Below are 25,290 nucleotides of genomic sequence, written 5' to 3'. Positions count from 1 at the left end.
TACAACCCAACATCATCAAGCCGACAACACACCCATAAGCGCGCTTTCATCATGCTGCTTTAGATGTTAAACATTTTCCTCTACTGAAGACGTTGCTACCCGACGCCGACGCGGTTTTTTCTGTATCTCCTCACCCAAGACAGGAAAAGAAGTAGTTTTTTCTGTCGACGCATCACCGTTTTGAGAAGTTTCTAATGCTGTCTTTGAAATTTCAAAACCTGGAAGCTCAAGGGAGGCTTTTTCTTGCGAGCGCACGGTGCGTCGACGTGAAGAGCGACGGTTTTTTTTGACGGGCTCAATACTTTCTTCAGCAACGCATTGCTCTTGATCACTTTCTTCATCTAACAAAGCAGGCGCCTCTAAGGTATCTCCCTGCGCGCATCCATTTTGTGCCCTCGTGTGTTGTTGACCACAACCATTTTCTTGCGCCCGTATTTGTGACATATCTGTTGTTTGGAAGGCATCCGTATCGCAACTGACAGTGTCTTTTCTCTCACCCTCAGTGTTTATTTCACCGTATTCTTGCTCATTATTTTCATCACGGCTCTCATCACGTCTGGCAGATTGGGAATTTTGGCCAACCGCTGCGAGAATAATACGCAAGTAATGCTCCGCATGTTGGAGATAATTCTCTGACATAACACGATCACCAGCTCCCTGAGCATCACGCGCAAGACTTATGTATTTGTCAGCAATTTGCTGCGCATTTCCGCGAATCTTAACATCTGGACCGCTACTTTCATAATTCCGAGACAACGGGTTAGGTCCGCGACGATTGTTATTATTATTATTGCTATTACCATTATTGTTATTATTACGACCGCGTACCCGTCTATTTTGTTGTGGCCTCATCTTTATCCCTTTTTTTGGAGTATGTGTGTCTTAATTGACTCTTTTTCATTGCATTATTTTCCGATAATGCTGGTCATCTTTAAAATACGGTTATCAGACCATCCGTGTTTTATTTTACTTAAATGATACCTACTGATATTTGATAAAAACATATATTTTTTGAAAATGACAAAAACAGCAGGGAAACCGTAAATTTAAAATTCCCTATTTCTCTGTTAACCAGCAAAAACCCAGTGATGTCCATATAAAATGCCAAGTGTTAAAATGCCAAGTATTTTTTTTAAAATAGACCATATTTTACTAAAAAAATAACCATCTTGTGGAAAAACAAAAAAGAACATGCACGCAATACCTCTGGCAAAAGAATAAATTTCATCGGAGAATAAAGAGAAACTCTTTTTTCGCTTTAAAATGACCGATTGATTCTAAAAACGCCGATATTCCCTGCCCCACATTGCACTTAACTCACAAGCACTCACACCCCCACGAGCCATTGCATGAACGTATTCACCCATTGAATATAGTCTTTCTTTTGCATTAAAGCAAGACCTTTATGAATGATAATCCACTCTCTCTTCACAAATCTCTCATTTTTTATAAAGTGTTGAACAGGAAGCACACTTCAAACCCCTTGATAATCAACAGCACCCTCTTCTTATCAAAGCGAGCCGATTGCCCAACAGCATTTTATTTAAAAATTGTCAGATATAGGGCTTTTATTGCCAACAAGGCAAACTCCTACCACCCTACAAGTGATGTCTTTACTGACGACATCAAACCCATCACAACGGATTATAGAAAAGGAACCTCCTTTTAAGAGTGAGAAGTTCAATAGCTTTTGAGCAGAAAGCCTCAAATAATCCGCATGCCAAAAGTCTCTCTAAAAGCTCCATTTCCGGTAGCTACAAAGGAAAGCTACCGGAAAGCCATGGAGCGGTGACAAAGGAAAAAATGATGGATTTTACCACAGAGAAATGCAAAAAATATAAAAAAGCTCTTCTCACTAACACGCATTATAACCCATGTTAGAAGAGTCTTATTTAACAATAATGATACGACATTTTTATGCTTTATCTTGATAACATTCTTCAAGTGCAGCATGTACATACTCTATCATAAAAAATGAATGATTTTTCTGCTTTTTGCACCTCAAGAAAAAGGAGTGTTTTTTGCCTTTCTTTTCTCTTTCAGGCGACACCTCTAAAGACAACAAACAACACTCAGAGTGTGTCTTTATTTTTGTAAACTTTGAAATATCGTCAAATGCTTGAAGAAGAAACTTTCATCAGACTTTCATCGTCATTTTCTGCTCTTACTCATGAAATATTCTTGTAAAATGGCATAACCCTTACAAAATAGGCTATAGTTTCAAAGTTAAACTTTTGTATTTTTCATCCATTGCGCGGGATATTAAATTTTCTTGTCAAAACTTAAAAGTGATTACGCACTTTACTTTTTTCACGCTCTTTTTCGTTGAGAAGGCAATCCCGTAGGAGAAAATAATTTCCATCTCCCGGCCGTACTATTTTCACACATTGTTTCTTTGCAGTATCAGAAAGCGTATCCCACATTTCACGAATAGTAAAATAGGCTTCGCTTTCCAAATGAACACAACGCTGATATATTTCCTTCTTTATATCGGGCATCCCTGAGGCAGAAATTTCCTTGCAATAGACGCGCAGATCAAAGACCGGAATAGTCAAGGCAACAGGGGCTTGTTGTATGAATTGTTTTTGAGAAGAAAAAGAGCCAATCATTTTTACAACGCCAAAACACAACGCCAAAACACAAAAAAGGAACAGACAAACCAACATAGTCTTGCGACATAATTTTTTGAAATAAGCATTTTGCCGCGCGCGGATTCTTTTTTCCATAAAGACTCTATCCTTTAGCGTCTCAAAATAAGCTTTTTATAGCAAAAGTGAGAGAAGCATCAATGTCTAAAAGTATATTACAGCACCAAATGCTCCATTTTATATCAAACACTTTAGCGCACCAAGCAACTCCTGCCCCACATCTTCCGTTACAACCCCACATATTTCGTTACAAATTGACATATTTATCGTGCATTTACACAAAAGAAAACAGAAATGATACTGTCTTTCCCTATCTATAAAAATGCCTTACATCACCATCCTCAAGAACACTCTATTTTACGAGCCCTGAGAATAAAACGCTATAATAAAGGTCAACGCCCCACAAACAAATCGCAAAAGACTTCTGTCCCCAGATTATGACAAAAGATACAACAACGCCGAACTGCTTATTAATGAAAGCTCCCTCATACATCTGTTCCATCCTTTTCTCAAATTGTACCAAATCTCTTCAACGAAGGGTTTCCGCTTTGCTTTTCGTTCATCCCTTTTTAAAATATTACCATTTTTTACCTCCACAAAAGAGGTTTCCCTTATGCACTAGTAACCATAACCGGTGACGCACACATTCATGCAATCTTATGAAATTTACCAATGAAACCCTTCTCACTGGTAAGCGCAAGCTCTTTTAAAAAATCGTATTTTTAGAACTTAATATCTTTTCCAGACACTATAAAATCAGACTCGATGGACTTCTGAGCAGCAAAACCTACAGATAAACCGGCATGATGGCTTTCCATATGTCCAACGCTCTCTATTTTGAGATCTTCATGCTTGATGTCACTCTTTTCACCACTTTGTTTGGTGTTTTTGTTGAGATTCTCAAGATCTCCCATCATTATTTTCAATTGTTGTTCTAAAGCATCAATGCGCTGCGACAATTGCGTGATATTTTTGCTTTGTTTTTTGTCAAAGTGCTCAATGTCTTGATAGTTTTGTTTCAACAATGCATTCAAAGGAGCATGCCCCATTCGTCCACTGGCATAAAGAACCACGCGAATATGTTCAGGATCATCAATGTCAGAGATAGAAAAAGGAAAGAGTGCCATTATATGCCCTCATATTGGTTACAGAATAAATGATGCATGCTAGCAGCGCATTTGGATGCACTGATACCGGCAGGTTTTATGCCACAGGCATATCGGTAGGTTTTTAAAATGTCTTCTTATTGACGATAAGAGAGAAAACAATGAACGATTTTCTAGGGAAGTTGTTCTAACAACACAGGCGGTATCTTAAAGCATTTGATGAAACAACGCTTGGAGTATTTTTAAAAAGCTATGCAAAATAGAGTGCGTTTTCATGTTTTCACAGCATAATAAATTGCAGCAACTTGAGGCATAAGAAGCTTAACTTTCGGCGGTTTTGGGTGTAAACTGGAATCAGGGGAATCTTGCAAATCGGGGACATTGAATGTTGTCTTCCCATCTCCCATTCCCCATATAACCCCATCACCAAGTGCATCAAAGAGATCTGGATATTTCTCTCGTGAATATTCTTTACCATTACATAAAAGCCAACCTTCAGGGACATCGCTCGTAGCAAAAGAGCCAATAAAACCTGTCGGCAAACTTTGAGAATGAAGGAGAGATGGAGAAATTTCAGGGATTTTTATGGTAGGATTTGTTAAAAACCAACCATCGGCATTTTTTCCAGCAATATCACAGGTATAGACCAGCTCATAAAGCCCTCCCCTTTGGATCTCTCCCCCCTTTAAAGGCACGATACCCTCTGAGGTTATCTGATAAACGGGTCGCGCGGGTAATTTGTTTAATCCAACATTTGTGGTTCCTTTGTTGACCCCTTGTGCTTTAAAGCGCACAACAATCCCATTCATATAAGACTCAAAAAGAGATTTCGTGGTCAAACGAAGAGAGGTCCTTTTATTATACTCATCGACATTAAATTCCGTTTCAATCCCTCCTCCATTATCAAAGAGATATTCTTTGATACGTTGCATCATAGCGCGGGCACTATCATTGACTGAACTTGGAGGTTGTCCTTCTGCCCAGTTTATATCTTCATCGGCGGAAGCATTTTCCAATGCTAACAATGACCAATCATAAATCGAACTCATAGAACATATCCTTTTTGCAAAAAACGCATACGGGCAAAAAGCGAAGAAAAAAAAGCCGTCATTTTCTTTTTAGGCGTTGGTATTTTTTCCATTTGAAAGCCAAGTTTATGATAGTCGACATGCAAGAATTTTGTCTTTGCATTGATAAAAACAGCATCGGGGTTCAAACGCAGCACATCTTGGGCAAGAACACCCCGATAGCGTTGCGGATTTCCTTTATAATTAAAGAGATAAAGCGGATAGCCATTTTTCTCACCCACGGGGGTGATATTTTCTTTAGCTCTCACATCACAAAGCCCTAAGATTCCGCCCACAAGCCCCAGCACTTGCTGAGCATCGCGTAAGGGATCTTTTGTAACGGAAGGCATAGTTATTGAATTTCCTGATTTTGTTCCGTAATTTCCAGCAGCTTGCGTCCCCACACCCAACAATTGCGCCAACCGGTTCCAACCTTGATTGTCTTGTTCAGTCCATTTTTGGCGCTCTGCATCCAAAGCATTTTGACGGTTCAAATCTTGGACCATCCCGCCCTTCAAAGCATTCGCTTGTGCATTGCTTTGCCCTTGATAGTAGCTGTTAGCAGCATCCACTTGGTCACGCAAAGAGCGATCGATCATCTGATTGGCATTCATCATATTGTTGACATCTTGATTATACTGTTGCGCAGTAACATTTGTAGCCAAGGCACCGAGTTCATCAGCGAGCACTCCGGTATGTGCCCCAGAACCATAGCGCCCCGCTCCAGACATCGATTGATTAATAGCATCAGAGGTTTTGCTCAAAGCATTTTGCAAGGCAGCATTAAATTTACTGTTGCCTCCAATCCAGTCTCCCTTTGCCATATTGAGAAGATTTGTAGCGCTTTGCGTTGGTGCATTAAACCATTGTGTCAAAGCAGGATTGTTATATTGGCGCGCAGCGCCCTCCAAACCAGTGAGAGCATTTTTTGTCATATCGCTAAGCCCAGCGGTACGCTCCCCTTGATAAACATTGCCTCCGATACCTTTATTATAAAGATCGAGTGCTTGCGCACTGGCTTTTTTAAAGATCTCTGCTACCCAAGCGGGTGGTGCATTTGTTTGTGTTGTTGTTTGCACTTGAGGTGTTGTTTTTTTTCTCATGGGACCAAAGCCTTTCTATAATGAATAAGGTTACGAGAATATCCTTGACGTGCGAGCATTTTCGCCCATCCAATTCTTCCCAACAGATGCAATTCCCCCGCATGGATTGAGCGCGCCCATTGTTCGACCTTCGCAATCAATGGCACCAATTCCAGCCCTCCCTCTCCGGCAAGATCTGAAAGGACGACGCGTTTTTTGCCCCTTTGGGTTTTTTCAATTTTAGTGATAGCGAAGGCACTAAATTGGGTTTTATTTTTTAAGACAAGCCATAATTGTGCTTGCCCTGTAGCGAGTTCCTCAGCAATTGTTGCCAAACAGACATCATCGGGAAAGCGTTGCGCATATTTATTGAGAGCAGCATTGAGTGCCTCTTGATAAGGCGCTATTTTTTCCCATGACCATTGCTCTGTGAGATGAGCAGAATAAAGATTTCGCCCACCCTGTTGACCTGTCATAATTTTTCCTCCCCTTCTCTTAAGCCTCCCCCTAATGATCCTCTAGTGCCCCCCCCCAATGACCAATGACAGATCAATGACAGAAGAAATTTTGGTACACACCACATGCTTATCGTGTTACTTTTTAAGTGAGAAGTTCGCCAAATGCCTATGACACATAAACCCTATGACCCATGATATTTATGGCGCACACCCATATTTTTTCTTGAAAGAGGCATCTCACAAGCAGGCTTTTTCACGACAGATGCCTCCCCACATGCTCTTTTAGCATGCATTAAAGTATGTGTTACCGCCTGTTCTTCATTATAGGCACACGCTACCACACACTCCTTCATCACAGGCATGCGTTAACGCATATATCCTCCATTATAGGCATGCGTTAACGCATGCCGGCAGGCTTTAATTCCACATCGAAACCAGTCACATGGGACCAATTCATCCCTTCTGGAATACGCAATTTAAAGCGATAAAATCGCGCTCTTGCGCGAGAATGAATTTGCCCCGTATTGTGAGAAGGTTTTTTTTCCGGTAACCAAACAGTTTCCTCTTCCAATGATTGACGCAACCGCATTCCCACAGACAAAGAGAACTCAGGGCTATTGACCTGAGGCATAATATTTTTGACCCGCGTAATCATCCCATTTGTTTGCCCCATCTCTTGTGAAGTGACCACACACGCCATAGGGGGACCAGAAAAAGAACCAAGTCTTCCCTGATGATCAAATGCACCAAGAATAGGCGCTTCATTTTTCCAAACTTTACTATCGAGAGAAAAGGATAAATCATCAATATTTTGTGAAATCCGATCCAATGCCTCCAAAGTGGTTCCAACTTGGAAAATGGGCAAAACCATTTTGAGGTCTACAGCCGCTTTGGTCCATTTTTGCAAACCCCAATCATAAATAAGCAAGATGTGTTTGTGGACAGTATCATCATCGGTATCGATCATCCAATAGACGCGATTATACACTCCATCAATAGCAGCAGAAAGCGTGTAGAGATTATTATTGTTTGACTTTGCCGTCATAGTTCGGTCAACTTTTTCAAAGCCAATGGGGATAATTTGTCCCTCATTGGTCATCTGATAAAAACCACCCTCATCGGCAAAGAAGGCAAGATCTCCTCGACAAACGATCGATTCAGCATTTTTTGCGCCGCGTTTATCGTGTATTTTTTGAAAACTGAAGATAATTTTAGAGCCAGGGATAAAAGAGCCAGCATAGATTGCCGAACGCATAAAGATGATGGGATTTGTCGTTTCAGTTGCCCCTTGGACGAATCCACCATCAGGAAAATCTTGATAATCGCAGCTTTTTTTTCCAACGGTCCAACATTCGGCATCATTCAATCCCGACCAATGCACACGTCTTGGATATTCCGTTAATTTCATCAGACAAACGAAATCTCCCCACACCCGTACGATACCCGCTCGTGGTGGATTTCCGCCTAAATTTCTAAATTTTTTGTCATGATTCATATCGATCACTTGCGGTTTATCATTCGCATTGACAGCAATGACATAATCACCAAACAAAGCAAAAGACCAAGGTGCATCGACATTGGCACAATAGGGTTTTCCCCTTCGGCTTATATCTTGCCAGCGCAGTGTCGTGTTGTTGAGAAGATAGATTTTTTGTGCTGTCCCTACAACAATAGACACCCCATTTTTTGTTTTAACAGCAAGAGCCCCTAAGATACGATCAGGACAAGGCTCTGAGAGCGGTTGAAAGCTTGGCATAGGGATATAGGAGCCATCAGCCGGCAACACATTGACTAGCTCATCAGTAAAGATACCATTGATATCCGCAACATCAGGCCGATAATCAGCAATTGGAAAAAAAGCCATTTAAAATCTCATGAAAAGAATATTTTAAAAACCTTGGAGTGATGTTTCAAACCACAAAGGTTTATGTTGTTTTAAGCAAAAGAGCTCCTCAAACGAGAAAGAGCTCTTTTAAAAAGCAGAAAGTTCAAGCGATAAAGAGCAAAGAAAAACACCTTCATGCATGGAGCAAGATTTTCAACCGTTTCTTTTCAACGCCAACCACCAACGCTCTCCTCAAATGGAGAAAAAAGAACTCTTTAAAATCGCATTGGCAGAATATTTGCTGCCCCTTTTCGCCGCGATGTTTCAAACCGCAGAGCTTGCAGCTGTTCTTGAAAATCACTGAAAGAGACAGCAGCATACTCAGGATCTTTCAGGATATTTTTGTAGAGCTCATATTTTGCACGTGCTTTAATGAGATCAAAAGCATGGGTAAACCAGGGATTATCACCCTCATGCACGCTTTCCTCCGCCAAACGAGCAGGCACGCAAACAAGACACACAGTCTCCACCTGTATTGGTGTTGGAAAGAGCCCTATTTTTTGCTCATGGTAGGTATAAAAAAGCGGTGTTCCCTGGGGTATTTCTTGTGGAAGAAGTTGTGGGGACAGCGCCCCATATTGTTTTTGCAATATTTGCACAGGTTTAAAGACCAATTGTGACGCCAAGGTCGTTGTCAAAGATGCTCCATGAGATGTTCCATGAGGTCCCAACAAGACAGCTTCCACATCTCTTTCTGATTCAAGAAAAACCCCCTCTTCTTGCCCATACCATGTTTTTCCCGGTTGTGTTTTGAATGTGAGCGTTCTTTTTTCATTAAAAAAGAACGGTTCTCGTTCACACAAACGCAAAGCGGTCAAAATGGAATCTTGAATTTGCGTGGTATATTCAGCCGTTGTATCATCAATTTCATCCTGAATAAGTGCAACCATGCGCGAAAAACTTTGCGAAGTGTCCAAGGGTGTGAGATGAAGATCATTAGCATCAGTGGATAAAACGGTCATAAGCAATCATAATCCTTTGAGATGAGAAGCATGCTTCTATCCCCCCAACACCCCCTCTTGTTGGGGAGAAGATTTTGCAAATTTTGCATACTTTGCAAAATTTCAATGAAAGTCTTTAAGTCTGCACTTTTAAGCGGGTGCTCCATAGGTTGGGATAACGATAGTACCGAAATCCTGTTTTCCTTGGTTACTTCCAGGCAAATTGTAGCAAGTTTTTTTCATTCCAATAATAGTTTTTGCTGCAACCCCGAACTCACGTTCATAATCGAACAGCTCTTCCACCAATTTATAACGTGTAGCACCACGGTCTTTACCAAAAGCAATGACAGCACTTTGCGCTCCCAAGAGAACAGCGCGGCGTACATTTGGCACAGCTTTGTTTGTTGTACCAGATTCAACACCTTCGGTGATATGTTCCGCTTCACGCAAGATGACTCCATTATACATACCAAGTGATCCATCATAGAGCGGATTTTTAAGCCGGCTACCACTATAGATTGCCTTGGTAATATCGAGCCACTGCCCCGCATCTGTATTGATACGCAATTGCGTTACTTGAGTGGGGTGCAGATAAAGCACATAAACATTTTCTCCGTCAATCCGCACGGGTCTAATTTTGGGATTAGCCAGTTTAGCGCGTTCGACCGCTTTATCGATCAAATTGATATCAAAACCATCATTTTCGTTCAAATCTTCATCTTTTGTTTTGTCATTGGGGCGCACAACACGTTTATCGGTTGGTGCCGTTGGCGCATTAAACCCATAATGGACAGGTTTAAGAGCAATAGAGCGCCCTTCAAAGTTAATGGATTTTGCGGTATAGCCACATACTTGAATAAAGAACATCATGCTCAACCGATCCGCATACCAATCGACCAAACCATTTTTCGCTTCGGTACGCAAATCATGGAGAATGCGTTGCTGATCTATAGTTCCTTCATTTTTAACACGCACAGCATGAACAAGTTCATTAATGGCCAAGCGGTCATTGAGAAATTGCAGGGCTTCTTCATTGCCTTCCAGCGCTTGTCCCTCACTCACCCCGTCACCAAGCAGCTGTACGCGCAAGCCAAAGCTAATGGCATCACCACTTGCCTTATTGGTTTCATCCTTTAATTGCACAATACTGTTGGAATCTTTCCCAATCAATGGCGCAATAGGAATTGCTTTTGAAACTTCTTGATTTAATAATTTAGACCATGTGCGCACTGCCATTGGGTCATTAATTCCTATATAAGTCACAGTCATTTTATCCTCTAAAAGTTTATCGACATAAAAAAACCGGCAACGCGCCGGCTGTTAAAACTCCACCTTTCTCACGGTTGAGAGTGGTGCATTCGTTGCATGATTTTGTATGATGATATTCGCTTAAACTACCCCCCCTTTAAGAGATCTTTTCCACATGGGCTTGCGCATGCAAAGAGAACCTCATCCCCTTTTGCTTATTCCCCCCCCCAAAAACTTATTGCCCACAAAAGCCCGCTTCAAGAGCTCCCATACACAAAACCGCTCTTTTGTTGTTTAAAGGTCTCCCCCACCCATTAAACGGTTAAAAGCAGCCTTATTTTTGGGTTCAGAAACCCAACTACTAAATTCTGCCTCTGTCATTTTATCGAGCATCTCTAAAGAGATGGGACCACTTGAGGTCAAACCGTTATAGGCCGCAAGTGTGCGCGCAGAATTTTGCCTTTCCTGTAAGTTCTCACCCCCGTACTTTATCCCCTCCCCATAATTTGGAATCCCCATAGGATTGGAAACATTTGTGTAGCCATTTTTTTGCGCAAGCGTATAGAGCATTTCGGCGGGGTTTTGATTTTTTTGCGCACAATCGCGTAAGATCTGCTTCAATTCATTGCCAATTACTTCATCAATGGCTTTTGGATCAGCCATTTCGGGATAGAGGGAAGCAAAAGCAGCCAACTGCTTCGCCCGCGTCTCGTAAATAAAATCGGCCGCTTGATCAAAGTCATGATATTTTTGTTTCACGCTAGCAACAGATTGCTGAAAAAAATTCTGTAACTGTTCTGCTTCAGGAACGGCAGCCTGTTGTTTGGCATGCAACAAGCCCTGTTGGTGGAGTGTTTTTCCCAACCATTGCATATAGCCCATAAAATCTTTTTGCGGATCTGGAGGAGCATCCCCCTCTTGCACCGTTTGCACCCCTTGCGGTTGTTGTGGTTGCACACCACTGTGCTGTAACGGCTGTTGATATTCGCGACGCTCTTCAACATGAACCGCACGGGGCTTGGTATGTTGCTCTCCACCCATTGTGCTCTCATCTTGTTGTGTGGAATGAAACTCCTGTTCCAATTGGTGTTGCTCTGCGGGTGTTAAGTATTCTTGATCCATACTAGTAGCCTTCTTTTTAGATAATCATTTTCGGGCAATGCGATAAGGTGTTCTTCAAATGCAGCGACTTATGCTTGCATTGATACTCGTCTTTATTCTTGGGTTTTTGCCATCTGCAAAAGAGTCTGGACCATGCGCTCGACATCAGCATTTCCACTTTGCGCCCCTCCAGCACCACCGCTCAGAAAAGCAGCATCTTGTGCCTCCTGCAGAGCATTTTGCCTTTGCGTTTTGAGAGCAATTTTATGAATAAGCGAAGCTGGCAAAGGTGAATAGCGCAGCAAATCGAGCATAATATCTGGTGTAGCGAAATTTTGCATCAAAGGCAGCAATTGCATAATGAGAGCAAAGGTACGCTCTTTTTCATTAAGGCTTGTAGGTGCATCATCAACGACAATATCATATTCCAAACTCGTTATCATTTCCCGTGTTAAGGGCACATACTGTGCATTTTCGTCACCAGCGATACGTACCAAACGCCCATCGGAAAGATAATTTTGAATGAGATAGAGAATAATTTTTCCCTGTCGTTGCCGGTATCGACGCAAACCATCAAAAAAGGAAGCCAACAAATTAAGTGACGATTGTCTGCGTTGTTCTTCAAGAATCCCCGGTTGGTTAACCGCACGTGTTCCCACAAATTCAGAGGACAAACCGGTCACTTGCGTAATGGCATTTTTTGCTTCATTAAACAGTTGAAAAAAGCCTTGCGGGAATTGTGCCACGGGTTTTGGTTGGATTCTACCCCCCGAAACCGCACCACTTTTCAACCAAGTAATGCTATCGGCTCGAGCCCAGCTTTCCACAGCTTGTCGATCATCATCAAAAGCGTCTCGTTCCGCCATAATGCCGCCTTTTGATTGGCTATTAAGCAAATGCATCACTTGACTAAAATATTTATTTGCCCAGCGCTGCGGATCTTTTGTTGGTTTTACAATGCCGTAAAATTGGCGGCTTAACTTATCAAAATATCCGGTAATACATTCCCATCCCAATTGCTGAGGCGGCACCAAGGGCTTATCTGGTGCTTCGAGTAGTTTTTTCCCTAAAAAAGCACGTTTAACAATTTTTCTGGTCAATCTTGTTGCTTGAAGAGAAGGGAAATCTTTGCACAAAACTTGGAAATCTTGTTCCGAATAATCGGTATATTTCCCACTTTGCGGATCAAGAACTTTATAAACGACTTCGCGTTCGAACCACCGGCATTCAGCCAAGGTAACCCTTTTAGGACTTTGAAAATCTGTCCCATCTTCTCCCTCTCCTTCGTAAATTTTCCCTTCACTATGGTCTGTTTGATGTGAAAAGGTATGCTGTTTCACCCAATCGGCATTCAGATCACTCCAATGGACATTGGGAAACATTTCCCTTGCAACGTGCAGTGGTTTTTCGTCAATATACCAGACGCGCTGCGCATCAATAAGGTTTTGTTTTACAGCACTTGCATCCCAGACCATTTTCATGGGGTCTAATCGTGCAATGACCGGCTTTCCTTGCGGATCTTCTTCATAATCAAGCCGCGTATCTGTCCAGCCCATACCGCAAATGATAGCATCTTGGAAAGCATCGGAATCCTCATATTCGCCATCGGCTTCATCACGAAACCATTCGGCTGCTCCAGTAAGGATTTGGTTGGCGAAGGCAGCCCCTTCTTGTCGTGGAATGAATTGCACTTGTCGTTTGTTATTGCGCTCTGCACCAATAACAGCGTTGACTAAAGGGGCAATACGATTAAAAGTCATGACAGGTCTGTTTTGTTCGCGCAACACGGCAAGATCTTGTTCATTCCATTGGCGCCCATTATAAAAATCATAGTCTTCTTGGGCATTTTTTCGCCATTGCTCGACATGGGCAATATCATCATGATACCAGCCAACGAGTTTTTTAAAGAGCGCCTGATCTTCAAGCGTCTCTAAGGAATTAAAAGAGTCTGTAGAAATATTCATTAAAAAGCCATCCATGAAGTTTGAGAATGGTGAAACGAGCGATAAGCATTTTTTCGCGGTCGACTATGTGGTTGTTCATAAGCCACACACATGAGTCCGAAACTATCGGCACCATGGCTAGCCCAATCATGTTCGGCGCCCAAACCGATATTGCGCTGTTCATCGCGTTTTTCGTGATACCAAGCGAGTGCTTTTCGCCCCGCTTTTGTTGTTTCACGGTTAAACCATATAGCAGGAAACAAGCGTCGTACTGCTTCGATACGCATTTTGACAGCCCCCACCCCTTGATGAGGAACGATTTTGGTTTGAAAACCAGCTTGTTGGAGAGCACTTTCAAAACTGACATTATAAACACGGTCTTTGGTCGCGCCATCATGGGGCAAGACCATCAAAGCTTTCTCATAGCCACGTTGAAAGACCCAGCCAATATGCTCTGAGAGGGGTTGTCCTTGTGCTTCATAATAATCGAGCACACGGATTTCCCGTCCCACGAATTGCGCCACCCACAAAGAGGTTGCATCAGCCTTTGCCCCCGTTCCGCCGATATCCCAAAAGATCTTGATCTGCATGAGAGGATCACGCGGAACAGTGGTAATGCGTCCCTCTTGTTCGGCTTCCAGCAGTGCTTTTTGATAATAAGCCCCTTGAACAGCTTGGAGATAATCCCCTTCCCAAATATGGTTATACTGTTCGGGTCGTTGTTCTAAATCCGCCTTTCGATCTCGATTGAGTTTTTCAGGGAATTGAGGATTATCACGCCAATTGATTTCAGCACCTTTGATATTGGGATCATTGACATTTCGGAAACGTTTTTCCACGGGGGCATTTTCACGGCAAGGGTTCCATGTCACCCATAATTCTGCGTTCCAATTTTTTCCCTCTTCACGCAGTGTTGGAATAAGCGTTTGCCAAGCCGTTTCAGTCACGGGCTCCGCCTCATCAACCCAGCAGAGAAAAACCCGCCCCATGGATTTAATACTTGCGATATTGCGATCAAGCCCAGCGAACACATAAAGGATCCGTCCATCTTTTGACTTAATATATTTTTCGCCAATTTCATAATAGCCTTGCAGAAAAGGGTAAGATTCTATCGCCCGTTTAATTTCTTCCAACGAACTTTCATTGAGGGAATTTTGAAATTGTCGTGCACACAGGATAATACCACGTTCTCCCGCCATTCCATGTCGATATCCTATCACAGCAGACATGAGAGCAAAAGAACGTGTTTTTCCAGATCCCCGTCCTCCCCAAGCGGCACGCACATCCGCTTTTCCGGCAAAAACCGGAAGGAGCTTTGGAATGAGAGCAATTTGCGCTGTTGTCATGAATCCTCAAACTCTACAAACCCCAAGTAGCACACCTCTTCAAAGCTAGCGCCACTCCTCAAGTCCCGCCTCCCCTCACACAATCCTTCACACACCCCCTACCACAGGCGTTTCATGAATCTCCTTCATGCACAACATCTTTTAGTACCACCAGCACAATCTCGACACATGAAACAGCTCCTCCCGCCCAGCCTTTCACACACCACAAGAGCGTCTCAAATACAACCAACCCTAAGCACCTAAAACCACCACAGGCACCCAAAACCCCAAGCAGCACACATCTGTTAAACCTCAAGCAAAAACCCTCCAAGCCAAGTCCAATGACTCCTCAAATCCCGCGCCCCTTCACACCCCCCCCAACACAGGCACTTCATGAATCTTCGTCAAGCGCCGCATCTTTTGTAACTGCATCTTTTGCAACCACCGGCACAATCTCGACACGTGAAACGGCTTTAACCTCACCCCCAGCCTCTCCGGTCACTTGCAGAGGTAAAACCTTCGCAAGAAGCGAAAAAAAAGGCACAGGATTATTGAGGGCATGATATTGAAGATAAGAGACCAATCCATCCTCACCATAGTGATATCCGGCTTGCTCAGCAGCTGTAAGAAGAGCCTCATTAAACCGCCTTGTTGTTTTATTCAAAGCCCCTTTTTTCCGCCCTCTTCGACGTAAGGGAAGACAATGTTCATCTACCATCATCATATTCCTTCTAATTAAAGAGAAACCCAAGCCTCAGGCACAAAAAATGACATGAAAATCAGTAAGGAAATTTCGAGAGTAACCAGCCATTTAAAAAAATGGGACATAGCCTAAAAGATAAAAAAAAACGCACAAAGCACAAATCCTCCGCATTATTTTACAGAACAACGTTTTTACGCTTTTACATCATTACAGAATAAAGCCAAACGAAACCCCCATACCACCACCCCGCGCCGCTCTATCAACACTGGTCTGTCAATAATCTGATTGCTCGTCTGTCAGATTCCCCTGCTGATTATTTCATACGGCTATCCCACACTTCAACGAATGGTGTTTCATCAAACACGCCAAGTAAACTCTGATCTACAATTCGACTTCAAAAAGCAAATATTTCTCTGCGGAATAAAGCTTCCCCCCCCGTACCGTTTTTAAACTATAATCAACCTCTTACCCATTAAATTCCCCTACTGACATCAGATTACCGCTCCTCTAACAACCCCTATTTTACGGTCTAACAGAGTAAGAAATATTTTAATTTTTCTTGCCAATCTCCTGAAACTACTCTATTGATGGGCTTGTGTTTTTGATCGTCCACGCAACGGTCAAATAGGGAGTTGAAGACCCGAAAACTCGTACATGAATTTATCCCGCTTTGCGGGTATCCCGGGATTCCGGGAGTTTTTGCTATGTCCAGGTGCTTCTTAGCACTAAAAGCAAAAAGCTGATTCGAGTTCAGTATTTTCAACCTCCCGGAATACCAATGCGAGGGCGCTCGCAACCGGAGGGGGCTTTAAGTGCAAACCAAAAATCCACATTTTGTCGACATGTTGATAGGTAAAAGAATCCGCCATAGACGCATATCAATGGGGCTTTCTCAAAAGGAATTAGGAAACCATTTAGGTGTCAGTTTCCAACAAATCCAAAAATACGAAAAAGGCTTCAATCGTGTAAGCACAGGATATTTACTAGAAATCGCTCAAAAATTAGAAGTTCCCATGAGCTTTTTTTATGCCGATATTGCGACAAAAGAAGATATTTCTACAAAAGAAAATACCTCATACCATAATCAAGAAACCTACAGCGAAAAAGAACAGGCTCTTGTAAAAAACTTTAGAGAGCTCAAAGCGAAAAAACAAAAAGCAGTTCTGTGGTTGATTTCTGATTAGGCAAAAGAGCACTCATCAATATTAACTCATCAATATTATTTGCCAATATCCCCCTCTGCCGAAAGCCTTGCCCGCCTGATACCACCACATCTCAAAAAACGGTTTACGGCACCAATTTACGACATCACAGGATAACAAATACCAAAACCTTTGGAAGAACCCCAGCACTTTCACAGAATCTTATCAGAAGATCTCATCTGTTCTAAACGCACAATTCCGATTGTGTCATTATGATACTCGTTTAGATTGACCTTGTCAACTTTTTATATTCTTCCTCCCCTTATCTCCTTATCATTATCCTCCTTTTTATTTTATTATCCCCCTCTTTATCTTACTATCATTGCGCAGCCTTTCGTGACATTTGCATTTTTAAAGGGCGTCATTTTAAGAGAGACATTTAAAAGAGCCATCATTTTCAAACAGTCTTTTTCGAAGCCCTTCCTTTTCATTCCTTTACAAGACTCTTGTTCATTCTTTTCCAGATTCCTGGGGTTCTTTTTTCTCTGCTTCTTGTTTGCTAGGCAGGAATACCAACCGCTCTCCTTCTTTTGCAATTGTCACAGTTGTTTCATCCTGAATTTTACCAAACAAGATGTTTTCAGCGAGGGGATCTTGAATTTCCTTTTGGATAATGCGTTTAAGAGGACGTGCTCCATAGAGAGGATCATAGCCTTTATGGGCGAGGAATTCGCGCACTTCTGGTTTGATCAGCAAAGTTATTTTGCGTTCATTGAGTAAATTTTGCAGATGTTGTATCTGAATATCAACGATAGCCTCCATATCCTTGCGTTGCAATCTCTGAAAGAGAATAATCTCATCAATACGATTAAGAAATTCGGGACGGAAAGCAGCTTTTACGACATTCATGACATCATTTTTTGCCTGATCCGTTATTTGACCTTCAGGCAGAGCGGTTAAAAATTCAGCACCCAGATTTGAGGTCATAATCAACAAGGTATTGCGAAAATCGACAGTACGCCCTTGGCTATCGGTCAAACGCCCCTCATCCAGTACTTGGAGCAAGAGATTAAAAATATCAGGATGCGCTTTTTCGATTTCGTCGAACAGAATGACTTGATAGGGTCTTCTACGCACGGCTTCGGTCAGCACACCTCCTTCTTCATACCCAACATATCCAGGCGGTGCACCAATCAAGCGTGCTCCAGCATGTTTTTCCATATATTCAGACATATCAATGCGTAACATTGCATTGGAATCTTGGAAAAGAAATGCCGCAAGAGCTTTGGTTAATTCGGTTTTTCCCACACCGGTAGGTCCTAAGAACATGAAAGAGCCAATGGGGCGATTGGGATCTTGCAACCCCGCGCGCGCGCGCCGAACAGCCCGCGCAATAGCTTGCACAGCTTCACCCTGTCCCACAACACGGGTACCAATTTCGTCTTCCATACGCAGCAATGCTTCGCGTTCTGCTTCGAGCATCCGATCAACGGGAATACCGGTCCAGCGTGAAACAATGCGGGCGATATGTTCAGCAGTCACGGTTTCTTCGACCAGATGATTTTGTTGATCATCATTTTCAGCCATACTCAATTGTTTTTCGAGTTCAGGAATCACACTATAAGCCAATTCACCAGCCCGTTGAAACTGTCCATCACGCTGTGCAATAGCCAAAGCATTACGTGCTTCTTCTAGCTGTTTTTTCAAATCGGCAGCGTGCCCTAATTTTTGCTTTTCGGCTTGCCAAGCTGTTGTCATTTCTGCAGACTGCTGTTCCAATGTTTTCAGTTCGTCTTGCACGGTATCCAAACGCGCCTTTGCTGTTGGATCCACTTCTGTTTTCAAAGCTTCACGCTCGATTTTCAACTGGAGAATTCGCCGATCAATGGCATCCAGTTCTTCTGGTTTTGAATCGACTTGCATACGCAAACGTGCCGCCGCTTCATCAATGAGATCAATGGCTTTATCGGGTAAGAAGCGATCAGTAATATAACGGTTTGAAAGCCGTGCCGCTGCAATCAAAGCGCTATCAGCCAAACGCACTTTGTGATGTTGTTCATATTTTTCCTTAATACCGCGCAAAATAGAGATGGTATCCTCCAAGGTTGGCTCAGGCACAAAAACAGGTTGGAAACGCCGTGCAAGTGCGGCATCTTTTTCGACATATTTGCGATATTCATCCAAAGTGGTAGCCCCCACACAATGGAGTTCACCGCGTGCCAGAGCAGGCTTTAACAAGTTAGAAGCATCCATAGGACCATCGGATTTTCCAGCACCCACAAGATTATGCAACTCATCAATAAACAGAATGATCTTTCCATTTTCGGCTTGCACCTCAGCCAAAACAGCTTTAAGGCGCTCTTCGAATTCGCCACGATATTTTGCACCAGCAATAAGAGCCCCCATATCGAGCGCATGGAGTTGCTTATCGCGCAAAGTTTCCGGTACATCTCCATTAACAATGCGTAAAGCCAACCCTTCAACGATAGCGGTTTTTCCCACACCCGGTTCACCGATCAGCACGGGATTATTTTTAGTCCGCCGTGAAAGTACCTGAATCGTGCGTCGAATTTCTTCTTCGCGGCCAATAACAGGGTCGAGCTTTCCTTCGCGTGCATCTTTTGTCAAATCGCGTGCATATTTTTGCAAAGCCTCATATTGGCTTTCGGCATGAGGGCTTGTTGCAGTTTTTCCCTTACGCAAATCATTAATGGTTTGATTAAGCGCTTGAGGGGTCAACCCTCCCTTTGTTAAAATATCGGCTGTTTTTGCTGTTTTTTCCATCATAAGCGCTTGTAGCATACGCTCCACGGTTACAAACTGATCACCGGCTTTTTGCGCAAGATCTTCGGCCATGGCGAAAACCTTCGCCAACGGTTGTGACAAATAAAGTTGTCCATTTCCGCCTTGCACTTTTGGCAAAGCTTCGAGTGCCGCTTTAAGAGTCGTTTGAATGAGAGAGAGATCACCGCCCGCTTTTTGGATCAGAGACGCTGCCAATCCTTGAGAGTCGTCTAACAAGACTTTAAGGAAATGCTCTGGCAAAAACTGCTGATGATCAGAAGCAAGAGCATGATTTTGTGCTGTTTGTAAAAAACCCTGTAGCCGTTCGCTATATTTTTCCAAGTTCATTTCTTTTCCTTAAATCTTAAAGACCACCACCGCACTTATCCCCCCCCAAAGCACCCCACAAAAATACTCCAAAAGAATCAACCAAACCACACAAAACACCGCAAAAGAGACAGCATGAAGAAGAGTCGTCGTGCTAAAATGAATATGGGTCTTGACCAACGCCATAGCAAGAGGGAGCGGAAAACATGCTCTGATTTTTCAAAAAAAACGTGCTTTTATATACCCCCACAAAATGCCCCCCCGAAGAATGCCCCTTTCAACACTCCACCGCCAAAGCCCCAGCATCAAAGCTTCACCCATCAACCCCCACCATCAGACATACAGTTTTCGTGTTTTTAAACACCTCACCTATTCTTCTTCATCACGGAATTGCGAATACCCAACACCGCACCGCCAAAGCCCCAGCATCAAAGCTTCATCCATCAACCCCCACCATCAGACATACAGTTTTCGTGTTTTTAAACACCTCACCTATTCTTCTTCGTCACTGATTTGGGGTGGTGGTGGCAAAATATAAGCCCCCGAAAGCCATCGATTGAGATCAATTGCGCGACATCGTGTTGAACAGAAAGGATAAGCATTTTGTTGTGCTCTTTGACCACAAATGGGACAAGGGCGCGGAGGACGCATCAGAGATGTCTCTGGTGCTAAATCCGGCTCTGTGAGCGTTTGGAGCGCTTCTTCTTGTTTTATTTTTTGTTCGCGCACCTTACTAATTTTTTTTACTGTTTGTTTTGTTTCGTCCAGCCGCCCCACTTTTTGTAGCTTTTTATCCTGTTCCATTGGTTTTTCCTGTTCATGCATTCACGCATTCATCTAGTAAATTTCCCTAGACCAATTTGCCAGAATTGGATAACGATAAGCCAACAAAAGATCCATTGTTTCAGCCAACGGCAACCCCACCACATTAGAATAAGAACCAACGATATGGATGACAAAAGCCCCCGCTCTTCCTTGAATAGCATACCCACCGGCTTTGCCTTCCCATTCACCAGAAGCAATATAAGCTCTCATGACAGGAGCGGTTAATCGTTTAAAACGGACACGACTTTCGACCAATTTGATGCCTATTTTTCTGCTTTCATTGAGTGCACAAACAGCACTATACACTTTGTGACAACGTCCAGAAAGAAAACGCAAACATTCATAAGCTTCGTCTTCACCCTTTGGTTTAGGCAAAATAACGTTTCCCACCGCCACCACAGTATCAGCAGCCAAAATCACTGTTTTTTCCGCTGATATATTTCCTTTATTATTTTTGCTACACCACAGTAAAGTTTCTCGCGCCTTAAGCGCTTTTTCCTTTGCCAAACGTTTTGCAAGAGTTGCAGGATGTTCTCTTAATTTTGGTGTTTCATCCACATCTGTTGCGTGCACATAATGAGGATCAAGACCGATTTGCGCGAGAAGTGCCAAGCGACGGGGCGAAGCAGAAGCAAGCACCAACTGGATTTCTTCGGGAAGTTTTTTTCCCAAATTCGTTTTTCCTAAGAAGGTTTTTTTTAAATTTTGCATTCTCTCCCCTCAGGATGATCTTAAGCCACCATCCCTTCCATTTTGGCACCACGGATACCTTTCATTGATTTCAGGCATTCTTTAGGATCATTTTCATTTATTGTTTCTTCTTCTTTTTCATTTCTTTTTTTATTTCTCATTTTGAAGAAACAAGATATTTTAGAAGCAAAAATGCTGCTTTTCCAGAAAACGAAAAACAGCCATAACTTATTTATATCGATATGTGATACGCCCTTTTGTCAAATCATAAGGGGTCATTTCCACCATAATTTTATCACCAGCCAACACACGAATACGATTTTTGCGCATTCTTCCGGCAGTATGGGCAATAATTTCATGATCATTTTCCAGTTTTACACGAAACATTGCATTAGGGAGGAGTTCGGTCACGATACCAGAAAATTCCAAAACTTCTTCTTTTGACATAAACAAGTAATTCCTTTATATGCACATAATCCTTCAAGCTGTGCGTTATTTTTCAGTGTTCATAGCTTATTTTCTTGGTTTTGTGAACAAAAATTCGACAAAAAGAACAAGGTTTTTCTTTTTAAAGAATACATCATAAGTTCTCTTTCATGAAATGAATTTCATTTTTATAAAGAGTTGTATCATTATTTAAAAACTAATAATGACAGTTATTTCTTTTTATAATATTTTACAAGTATTTTTAATAAAAGTTTTATTATACTTATCTGATTAGTTTAAGTTTTTATATGAAATAAAAATGTCTTTATTATGTAAATATTTTCAATTTACTTATAAAAAACTTGAAAATATTATTCTTTTTTTAAACTTTATTATGTTTTAAGAAAATTTAAAAAGTAAAAGACCATTTAGAGTTTTTTTCTGATACTTTTAAAAAACTTTAACCAATGGTGTTAACGCGCTTTTATAGAGCCCCATGAAAGAGTGACGGTCTTTTTTCTCCGGCAAGTTCACCTTTTCCGCTAGGCATCCAAGTCCTTCTTTATGCAAGCCCCTCCCATATCTCCTCTGACACGGCTCTGCATGTTTTATTTCCTCCTTTGCAACTCTTCACCGCTCTGATACTCTTCTCCTATATGACATTCCCTTTACAAAAGCACGCTCCCATATCGCCAGCACGCCTCCATATCGCCGCTCTGTTTTTTATTTCACGTTTTCACTTATTTACAGTTTTACAGAAAACAACAAATCTTCAAAAACACATTTACGATATTGTTTTCAACAACTGTTTTGAAGCCCTCCATCCCCTTTTACCCCCCCTCTCTTGACTGTTTTCCTAGAGATATTACGAGATATGTACGCTTTTGGACTGTTGTCACAGACCGATAAATATATAAAAGAAGGATAAAAAAAATAACAGCACTCAGACGAAGCAATAAAAATGCGTTTCTGTAGAGGAAATGAAAAATCTAAATAAGTCTCTCAAGAGTTTTTTGCAAAAAAAGAGGACGGAATTTTTGCTATTTCCGTCCTTTTATAACTGTTAAGATGTTTATTCGGAAAATTAAAAGGAAAGTTTATGAGAAAAAACGCTTTAAGAGGATGAAGAAGACCAGCTTGACAACAATTCATATCTTACAGGGTCATCAGCACATTGGCCACTTCCACATTCAAGTATGGTAGAAACCAAGTTTGCTGCAATCAAAAAGACAAATAAGAAACTTGCCGTTCTATTGAAAATCGGCAAAGGAGAAAACACTTTAACTTTGTGTGCCAATTCCCCTAAAATTATGGCGACAGACACTCCAAGAATACAAAGCAGTGAAATAATGAGTGCCCAAGTATAAAAATGTAATCCAAAGAATGTTGAACCATAGCCAAGATCGTCTGGTGTGATATGCAAAAGCACTTGCCGGACAGCAACAGCACTGGTTACCATACAGCCCAGAATCACCATACCATAATGGGTATGTTTCACCTTATGGTGGATATTGAGCAAAAATCCACAACCTGCTAGTATCAAACCAACGCGTTGAAGAAGACAAAGCGGACAAGGTAATTCGAATTTTACCAGCTGATAATAAAAGGCTACCAACAAGACAATAGATAATCCAACAAGCCCTAAGGTATTCATAAATATAACGAAATGAGGGTTTTTTTGTTCAACATTTTCCATGGTTATTCTCTCAAAAAGATAAGTTTAAAGTGGAAGTTGCGTGATGATTAAAAGTGAGAAGAATAACAACGAGCAAAATTGCCCATAAGGCATAACTTATATTTTTTTTCCCACACACTGTTGTTACGGCTGCACCTAAGGCAATTAAAAATGGAAGAAACATGGCTTTAAAGTCTCCTTATCTTATTATCACTGTGTAAAATATTACAAAATTGGGCAAAAAAGAGACCATGGATTTATTATTCACAATTCACCCTTATTGTCTTTACAAGATTAGAGAAAGCAATGGAGTATGTAGAGCACATAAAGGGAATATCAACAAAAGTATTTGATTGCGTCTTTGCCTTTAACACTGAAGAATAAAGGAGCTGTTTTTTCCTAAAAATGAAAGAATCATTGAAGCAACAAAGTAAACATTACTGAGGAATGGCAAGCTTTTTACATTTCTGATTTTTTAAAAGAACACATCTTTCTTTTTTACGTGGTTTTGCCATAAAAAATTCTTTTTCATGATAAGCAAGAGTTCATATACGATACTCTTTTAAACTCTTGCTCTTCTTTTTTGCCAACAAGCAATACAGACATCACCAGCAGACATTTTCTATTTTGAATAAAAAATTTCCAAGAGAATAAACTGAAAGCCAAAACAGAAATGCCTTTCTCTTATCCACATGATTATTGACCAAAGCAAATCCTGTTCAGCATCCCTTAATCTTGAAACCAAGGGGAAAGTTTTGACTTTCATTTCAAGGTCTCTTAAACATCGCTCTACAACTTAAAATTCAAGCAGCACTCCACAAAGATATTTTGATATTTTTTTCCTAACGAAAGAAAGTTCATGATATTCTGAGAAGAAACAACCCCGATTGAATTTTATGGAGATTTCTGTACGCAGACTCCATTGTTTTTATAATGAAGGATTTTCTGAAAAGAACATTGTTAAGAGGAACAGAACAATCTGTCATTCTTCTACCAAACTTCTAGCATCTCCCAAACTTCTGGAAACATTCTATTTATGAAATCTGTAACACACTAAAAAAACTGTTGTTGTATCATGAATTGACTTTGCAAAAAAAATAGAAAACTTTTAAAGAAAAGAGAGTAAGAATCGCAGTAAATACCTAAGATAGAGGTTGGTGAATGACGAAGAAATCATGTGATGTAGCGATTTTAATGGGCAGCCAATCGGATTGGCAAACGATGCGTCATAGCACGGATATCTTAAACTGTCTTGGGATTTCTCACATTTCGCAGATTGTCTCAGCCCACCGAACCCCTGAACGGCTTTATGAATTTGCAAAAGGGGCTAAAGCAGCAGGTTTTAAGATTTTGATTGCCGGCGCGGGCGGTGCAGCACATCTTCCTGGAATGTTAGCAGCCCTCACACCTCTTCCCGTTTTTGGTGTTCCCATCCATTCACAGGCTTTATCGGGTCAAGATTCCTTGCTTTCGATTGTGCAAATGCCCGCCGGTATCCCTGTTGGCACATTAGCGATTGGCAAAGCCGGCGCGATTAATGCAGCACTTTTGGCAGCAGCCGTTATGGCTGTTTACGATGATAAGCTAGCACAACGGTTAGAAGATTGGCGTCAACAACAAACGGCTCATGTTGCGCAAACCCCGGTCACTGAGGTTTAAAATGATACAATCTTCTCACACCCCCAACACATCCGCCACACCCAACACATCCGCCACACCCAACACATCCGCCACCCCCAACACATCCGCCGCCCCCAACACATCCGCCACACCAAACACATCCGCCACACCCAACACATCCGCCACAGCCGCACTATCCCCCACAGCAAATTCATCCGCCGCACCAAACACAACTGCCGCACTCGATTCACCCGCCACAGACACTACACCCGCAGCACATACTTCATCACCAGA

General features: G+C 41.9%; 22 protein-coding genes. 2 read left to right on the top strand and 20 right to left on the bottom strand.

All coding sequences use genetic code 11. The annotated features are described in order from the left end of the window. Positions 1-66: 66 nt before the first annotated feature. From J7R10_RS06625 to J7R10_RS06565, 13 genes are all read right to left on the bottom strand, one after another. On the bottom strand, positions 67-852 hold the full coding sequence (locus tag J7R10_RS06625) for a DUF4167 domain-containing protein (RefSeq protein WP_010705632.1): 786 nt from the start codon (positions 850-852) through the stop codon (positions 67-69). A 1,430-nt stretch (positions 853-2,282) separates the two neighbouring features. Next, on the bottom strand, positions 2,283-2,726 hold the full coding sequence (locus J7R10_RS06620) for a hypothetical protein (RefSeq protein ID WP_010705633.1): 444 nt from the start codon (positions 2,724-2,726) through the stop codon (positions 2,283-2,285). Between the two features lie 644 nt (positions 2,727-3,370). After that, positions 3,371-3,775, bottom strand: coding sequence for a hypothetical protein (locus J7R10_RS06615; RefSeq protein ID WP_010705634.1), 405 nt, complete (start codon positions 3,773-3,775; stop codon positions 3,371-3,373). A gap of 251 nt (positions 3,776-4,026) precedes the next feature. After that, on the bottom strand, positions 4,027-4,803 hold the full coding sequence (locus J7R10_RS06610; RefSeq protein ID WP_010705635.1) for a phage tail protein: 777 nt from the start codon (positions 4,801-4,803) through the stop codon (positions 4,027-4,029). Further along, positions 4,800-5,924 carry a tail fiber domain-containing protein gene (locus J7R10_RS06605; RefSeq protein WP_010705636.1) on the bottom strand — a complete coding sequence of 375 codons (1,125 nt, stop codon included), beginning with the start codon at positions 5,922-5,924 and terminating at the stop codon, positions 4,800-4,802. Before J7R10_RS06605 ends, J7R10_RS06610 begins: the two co-directional genes overlap by 4 nt. Continuing rightward, on the bottom strand, positions 5,921-6,379 hold the full coding sequence (locus J7R10_RS06600) for a hypothetical protein (protein WP_010705637.1): 459 nt from the start codon (positions 6,377-6,379) through the stop codon (positions 5,921-5,923). The genes J7R10_RS06605 and J7R10_RS06600 overlap by 4 nt, the downstream gene beginning before the upstream one ends. A gap of 379 nt (positions 6,380-6,758) precedes the next feature. Beyond that, complete coding sequence (locus J7R10_RS06595; protein ID WP_010705638.1) at positions 6,759-8,225, bottom strand: hypothetical protein; 1,467 nt, start codon at positions 8,223-8,225, stop codon at positions 6,759-6,761. A gap of 236 nt (positions 8,226-8,461) precedes the next feature. Beyond that, positions 8,462-9,208: a hypothetical protein gene (locus tag J7R10_RS06590; RefSeq protein WP_010705639.1), complete on the bottom strand. Its 747-nt coding sequence runs from the start codon at positions 9,206-9,208 to the stop codon at positions 8,462-8,464. Positions 9,209-9,337: 129 nt separating this feature from the next. Continuing rightward, positions 9,338-10,456, bottom strand: a complete 1,119-nt coding sequence (locus tag J7R10_RS06585) for a N4-gp56 family major capsid protein (protein WP_010705640.1) — start codon at positions 10,454-10,456, stop codon at positions 9,338-9,340. A gap of 273 nt (positions 10,457-10,729) precedes the next feature. Further along, positions 10,730-11,557 carry a hypothetical protein gene (locus J7R10_RS06580; protein ID WP_010705641.1) on the bottom strand — a complete coding sequence of 276 codons (828 nt, stop codon included), beginning with the start codon at positions 11,555-11,557 and terminating at the stop codon, positions 10,730-10,732. Between the two features lie 92 nt (positions 11,558-11,649). After that, entirely contained in the window at positions 11,650-13,500 is a 1,851-nt protein-coding gene (locus J7R10_RS06575; protein ID WP_010705642.1) for a portal protein, read from the bottom strand. Next, entirely contained in the window at positions 13,500-14,825 is a 1,326-nt protein-coding gene (locus tag J7R10_RS06570; protein ID WP_010705643.1) for a PBSX family phage terminase large subunit, read from the bottom strand. The genes J7R10_RS06575 and J7R10_RS06570 overlap by 1 nt, the downstream gene beginning before the upstream one ends. A 370-nt stretch (positions 14,826-15,195) precedes the next feature. Beyond that, the gene (locus tag J7R10_RS06565; protein WP_010705644.1) at positions 15,196-15,522 is read right to left on the bottom strand and encodes a hypothetical protein; all 327 of its coding nucleotides are present in this window, start codon (positions 15,520-15,522) and stop codon (positions 15,196-15,198) included. A gap of 797 nt (positions 15,523-16,319) precedes the next feature. Here J7R10_RS06565 and J7R10_RS06560 point away from each other — a divergent pair. Further along, on the top strand, positions 16,320-16,691 hold the full coding sequence (locus J7R10_RS06560; protein ID WP_010705645.1) for a helix-turn-helix domain-containing protein: 372 nt from the start codon (positions 16,320-16,322) through the stop codon (positions 16,689-16,691). A gap of 468 nt (positions 16,692-17,159) precedes the next feature. On the opposite strand, the gene clpB is transcribed toward J7R10_RS06560, so the two are convergent. From clpB to J7R10_RS06530, 6 genes are all read right to left on the bottom strand, one after another. Next, a complete protein-coding gene (gene clpB / locus J7R10_RS06555; RefSeq protein ID WP_010705646.1) occupies positions 17,160-19,781 on the bottom strand; it encodes an ATP-dependent chaperone ClpB in 2,622 nt (873 codons plus the stop codon). A gap of 471 nt (positions 19,782-20,252) precedes the next feature. Then, positions 20,253-20,585: a DNA gyrase inhibitor YacG gene (gene yacG, locus J7R10_RS06550; RefSeq protein ID WP_026501355.1), complete on the bottom strand. Its 333-nt coding sequence runs from the start codon at positions 20,583-20,585 to the stop codon at positions 20,253-20,255. 12 nt (positions 20,586-20,597) lie between these two features. Beyond that, the gene (locus tag J7R10_RS06545) at positions 20,598-21,296 is read right to left on the bottom strand and encodes a Maf family nucleotide pyrophosphatase (protein WP_010705648.1); all 699 of its coding nucleotides are present in this window, start codon (positions 21,294-21,296) and stop codon (positions 20,598-20,600) included. A gap of 207 nt (positions 21,297-21,503) precedes the next feature. After that, complete coding sequence (gene infA / locus J7R10_RS06540; protein ID WP_004857577.1) at positions 21,504-21,722, bottom strand: translation initiation factor IF-1; 219 nt, start codon at positions 21,720-21,722, stop codon at positions 21,504-21,506. 1,093 nt (positions 21,723-22,815) lie between these two features. Further along, positions 22,816-23,397, bottom strand: coding sequence for a disulfide bond formation protein B (locus J7R10_RS06535; RefSeq protein WP_010705649.1), 582 nt, complete (start codon positions 23,395-23,397; stop codon positions 22,816-22,818). A 10-nt stretch (positions 23,398-23,407) separates the two neighbouring features. Continuing rightward, the gene (locus tag J7R10_RS06530) at positions 23,408-23,560 is read right to left on the bottom strand and encodes a DUF5993 family protein (RefSeq protein ID WP_004863025.1); all 153 of its coding nucleotides are present in this window, start codon (positions 23,558-23,560) and stop codon (positions 23,408-23,410) included. Positions 23,561-24,537: 977 nt separating this feature from the next. Between J7R10_RS06530 and purE the strand changes: the two genes are divergently transcribed. Further along, positions 24,538-25,035, top strand: a complete 498-nt coding sequence (gene purE / locus J7R10_RS06525) for a 5-(carboxyamino)imidazole ribonucleotide mutase (protein ID WP_010705650.1) — start codon at positions 24,538-24,540, stop codon at positions 25,033-25,035. Between the two features lie 15 nt (positions 25,036-25,050). Here the strand turns inward: purE and J7R10_RS06520 are convergent. Continuing rightward, a partial coding sequence (locus J7R10_RS06520) for a hypothetical protein (RefSeq protein WP_208436393.1) occupies positions 25,051-25,290 on the bottom strand: 240 nt, incomplete at its 5' end.

Origin of the sequence: Bartonella vinsonii subsp. berkhoffii ATCC 51672 (assembly GCF_902825225.1) — a bacterium.
GTDB lineage: Bacteria > Pseudomonadota > Alphaproteobacteria > Rhizobiales > Rhizobiaceae > Bartonella > Bartonella berkhoffii.
Note: the sequence above shows the minus strand (reverse complement) of the source record. Positions and strands in the feature narration are given on the sequence as shown.

Excerpts from the sequence above, each read along its gene's own strand:
- purE (WP_010705650.1), top strand. The coding sequence starts at position 24,538 with ATGACGAAGAAATCATGTGATGTAGCGATTTTAATGGGCAGCCAATCG.
- J7R10_RS06585 (WP_010705640.1), bottom strand. The coding sequence starts at position 10,456 with ATGACTGTGACTTATATAGGAATTAATGACCCAATGGCAGTGCGCACA.
- J7R10_RS06575 (WP_010705642.1), bottom strand. The coding sequence starts at position 13,500 with ATGAATATTTCTACAGACTCTTTTAATTCCTTAGAGACGCTTGAAGAT.
- clpB (WP_010705646.1), bottom strand. The coding sequence starts at position 19,781 with ATGAACTTGGAAAAATATAGCGAACGGCTACAGGGTTTTTTACAAACA.
- J7R10_RS06610 (WP_010705635.1), bottom strand. The coding sequence starts at position 4,803 with ATGAGTTCGATTTATGATTGGTCATTGTTAGCATTGGAAAATGCTTCC.
- J7R10_RS06530 (WP_004863025.1), bottom strand. The coding sequence starts at position 23,560 with ATGTTTCTTCCATTTTTAATTGCCTTAGGTGCAGCCGTAACAACAGTG.
- J7R10_RS06615 (WP_010705634.1), bottom strand. The coding sequence starts at position 3,775 with ATGGCACTCTTTCCTTTTTCTATCTCTGACATTGATGATCCTGAACAT.
- J7R10_RS06605 (WP_010705636.1), bottom strand. The coding sequence starts at position 5,924 with ATGAGAAAAAAAACAACACCTCAAGTGCAAACAACAACACAAACAAAT.
- J7R10_RS06545 (WP_010705648.1), bottom strand. The coding sequence starts at position 21,296 with ATGCAAAATTTAAAAAAAACCTTCTTAGGAAAAACGAATTTGGGAAAA.
- infA (WP_004857577.1), bottom strand. The coding sequence starts at position 21,722 with ATGTCAAAAGAAGAAGTTTTGGAATTTTCTGGTATCGTGACCGAACTC.
- J7R10_RS06570 (WP_010705643.1), bottom strand. The coding sequence starts at position 14,825 with ATGACAACAGCGCAAATTGCTCTCATTCCAAAGCTCCTTCCGGTTTTT.
- J7R10_RS06600 (WP_010705637.1), bottom strand. The coding sequence starts at position 6,379 with ATGACAGGTCAACAGGGTGGGCGAAATCTTTATTCTGCTCATCTCACA.
- J7R10_RS06535 (WP_010705649.1), bottom strand. The coding sequence starts at position 23,397 with ATGGAAAATGTTGAACAAAAAAACCCTCATTTCGTTATATTTATGAAT.
- J7R10_RS06625 (WP_010705632.1), bottom strand. The coding sequence starts at position 852 with ATGAGGCCACAACAAAATAGACGGGTACGCGGTCGTAATAATAACAAT.
- J7R10_RS06580 (WP_010705641.1), bottom strand. The coding sequence starts at position 11,557 with ATGGATCAAGAATACTTAACACCCGCAGAGCAACACCAATTGGAACAG.
- yacG (WP_026501355.1), bottom strand. The coding sequence starts at position 20,585 with ATGCATGAACAGGAAAAACCAATGGAACAGGATAAAAAGCTACAAAAA.
- J7R10_RS06620 (WP_010705633.1), bottom strand. The coding sequence starts at position 2,726 with ATGGAAAAAAGAATCCGCGCGCGGCAAAATGCTTATTTCAAAAAATTA.
- J7R10_RS06565 (WP_010705644.1), bottom strand. The coding sequence starts at position 15,522 with ATGGTAGATGAACATTGTCTTCCCTTACGTCGAAGAGGGCGGAAAAAA.
- J7R10_RS06595 (WP_010705638.1), bottom strand. The coding sequence starts at position 8,225 with ATGGCTTTTTTTCCAATTGCTGATTATCGGCCTGATGTTGCGGATATC.
- J7R10_RS06590 (WP_010705639.1), bottom strand. The coding sequence starts at position 9,208 with ATGACCGTTTTATCCACTGATGCTAATGATCTTCATCTCACACCCTTG.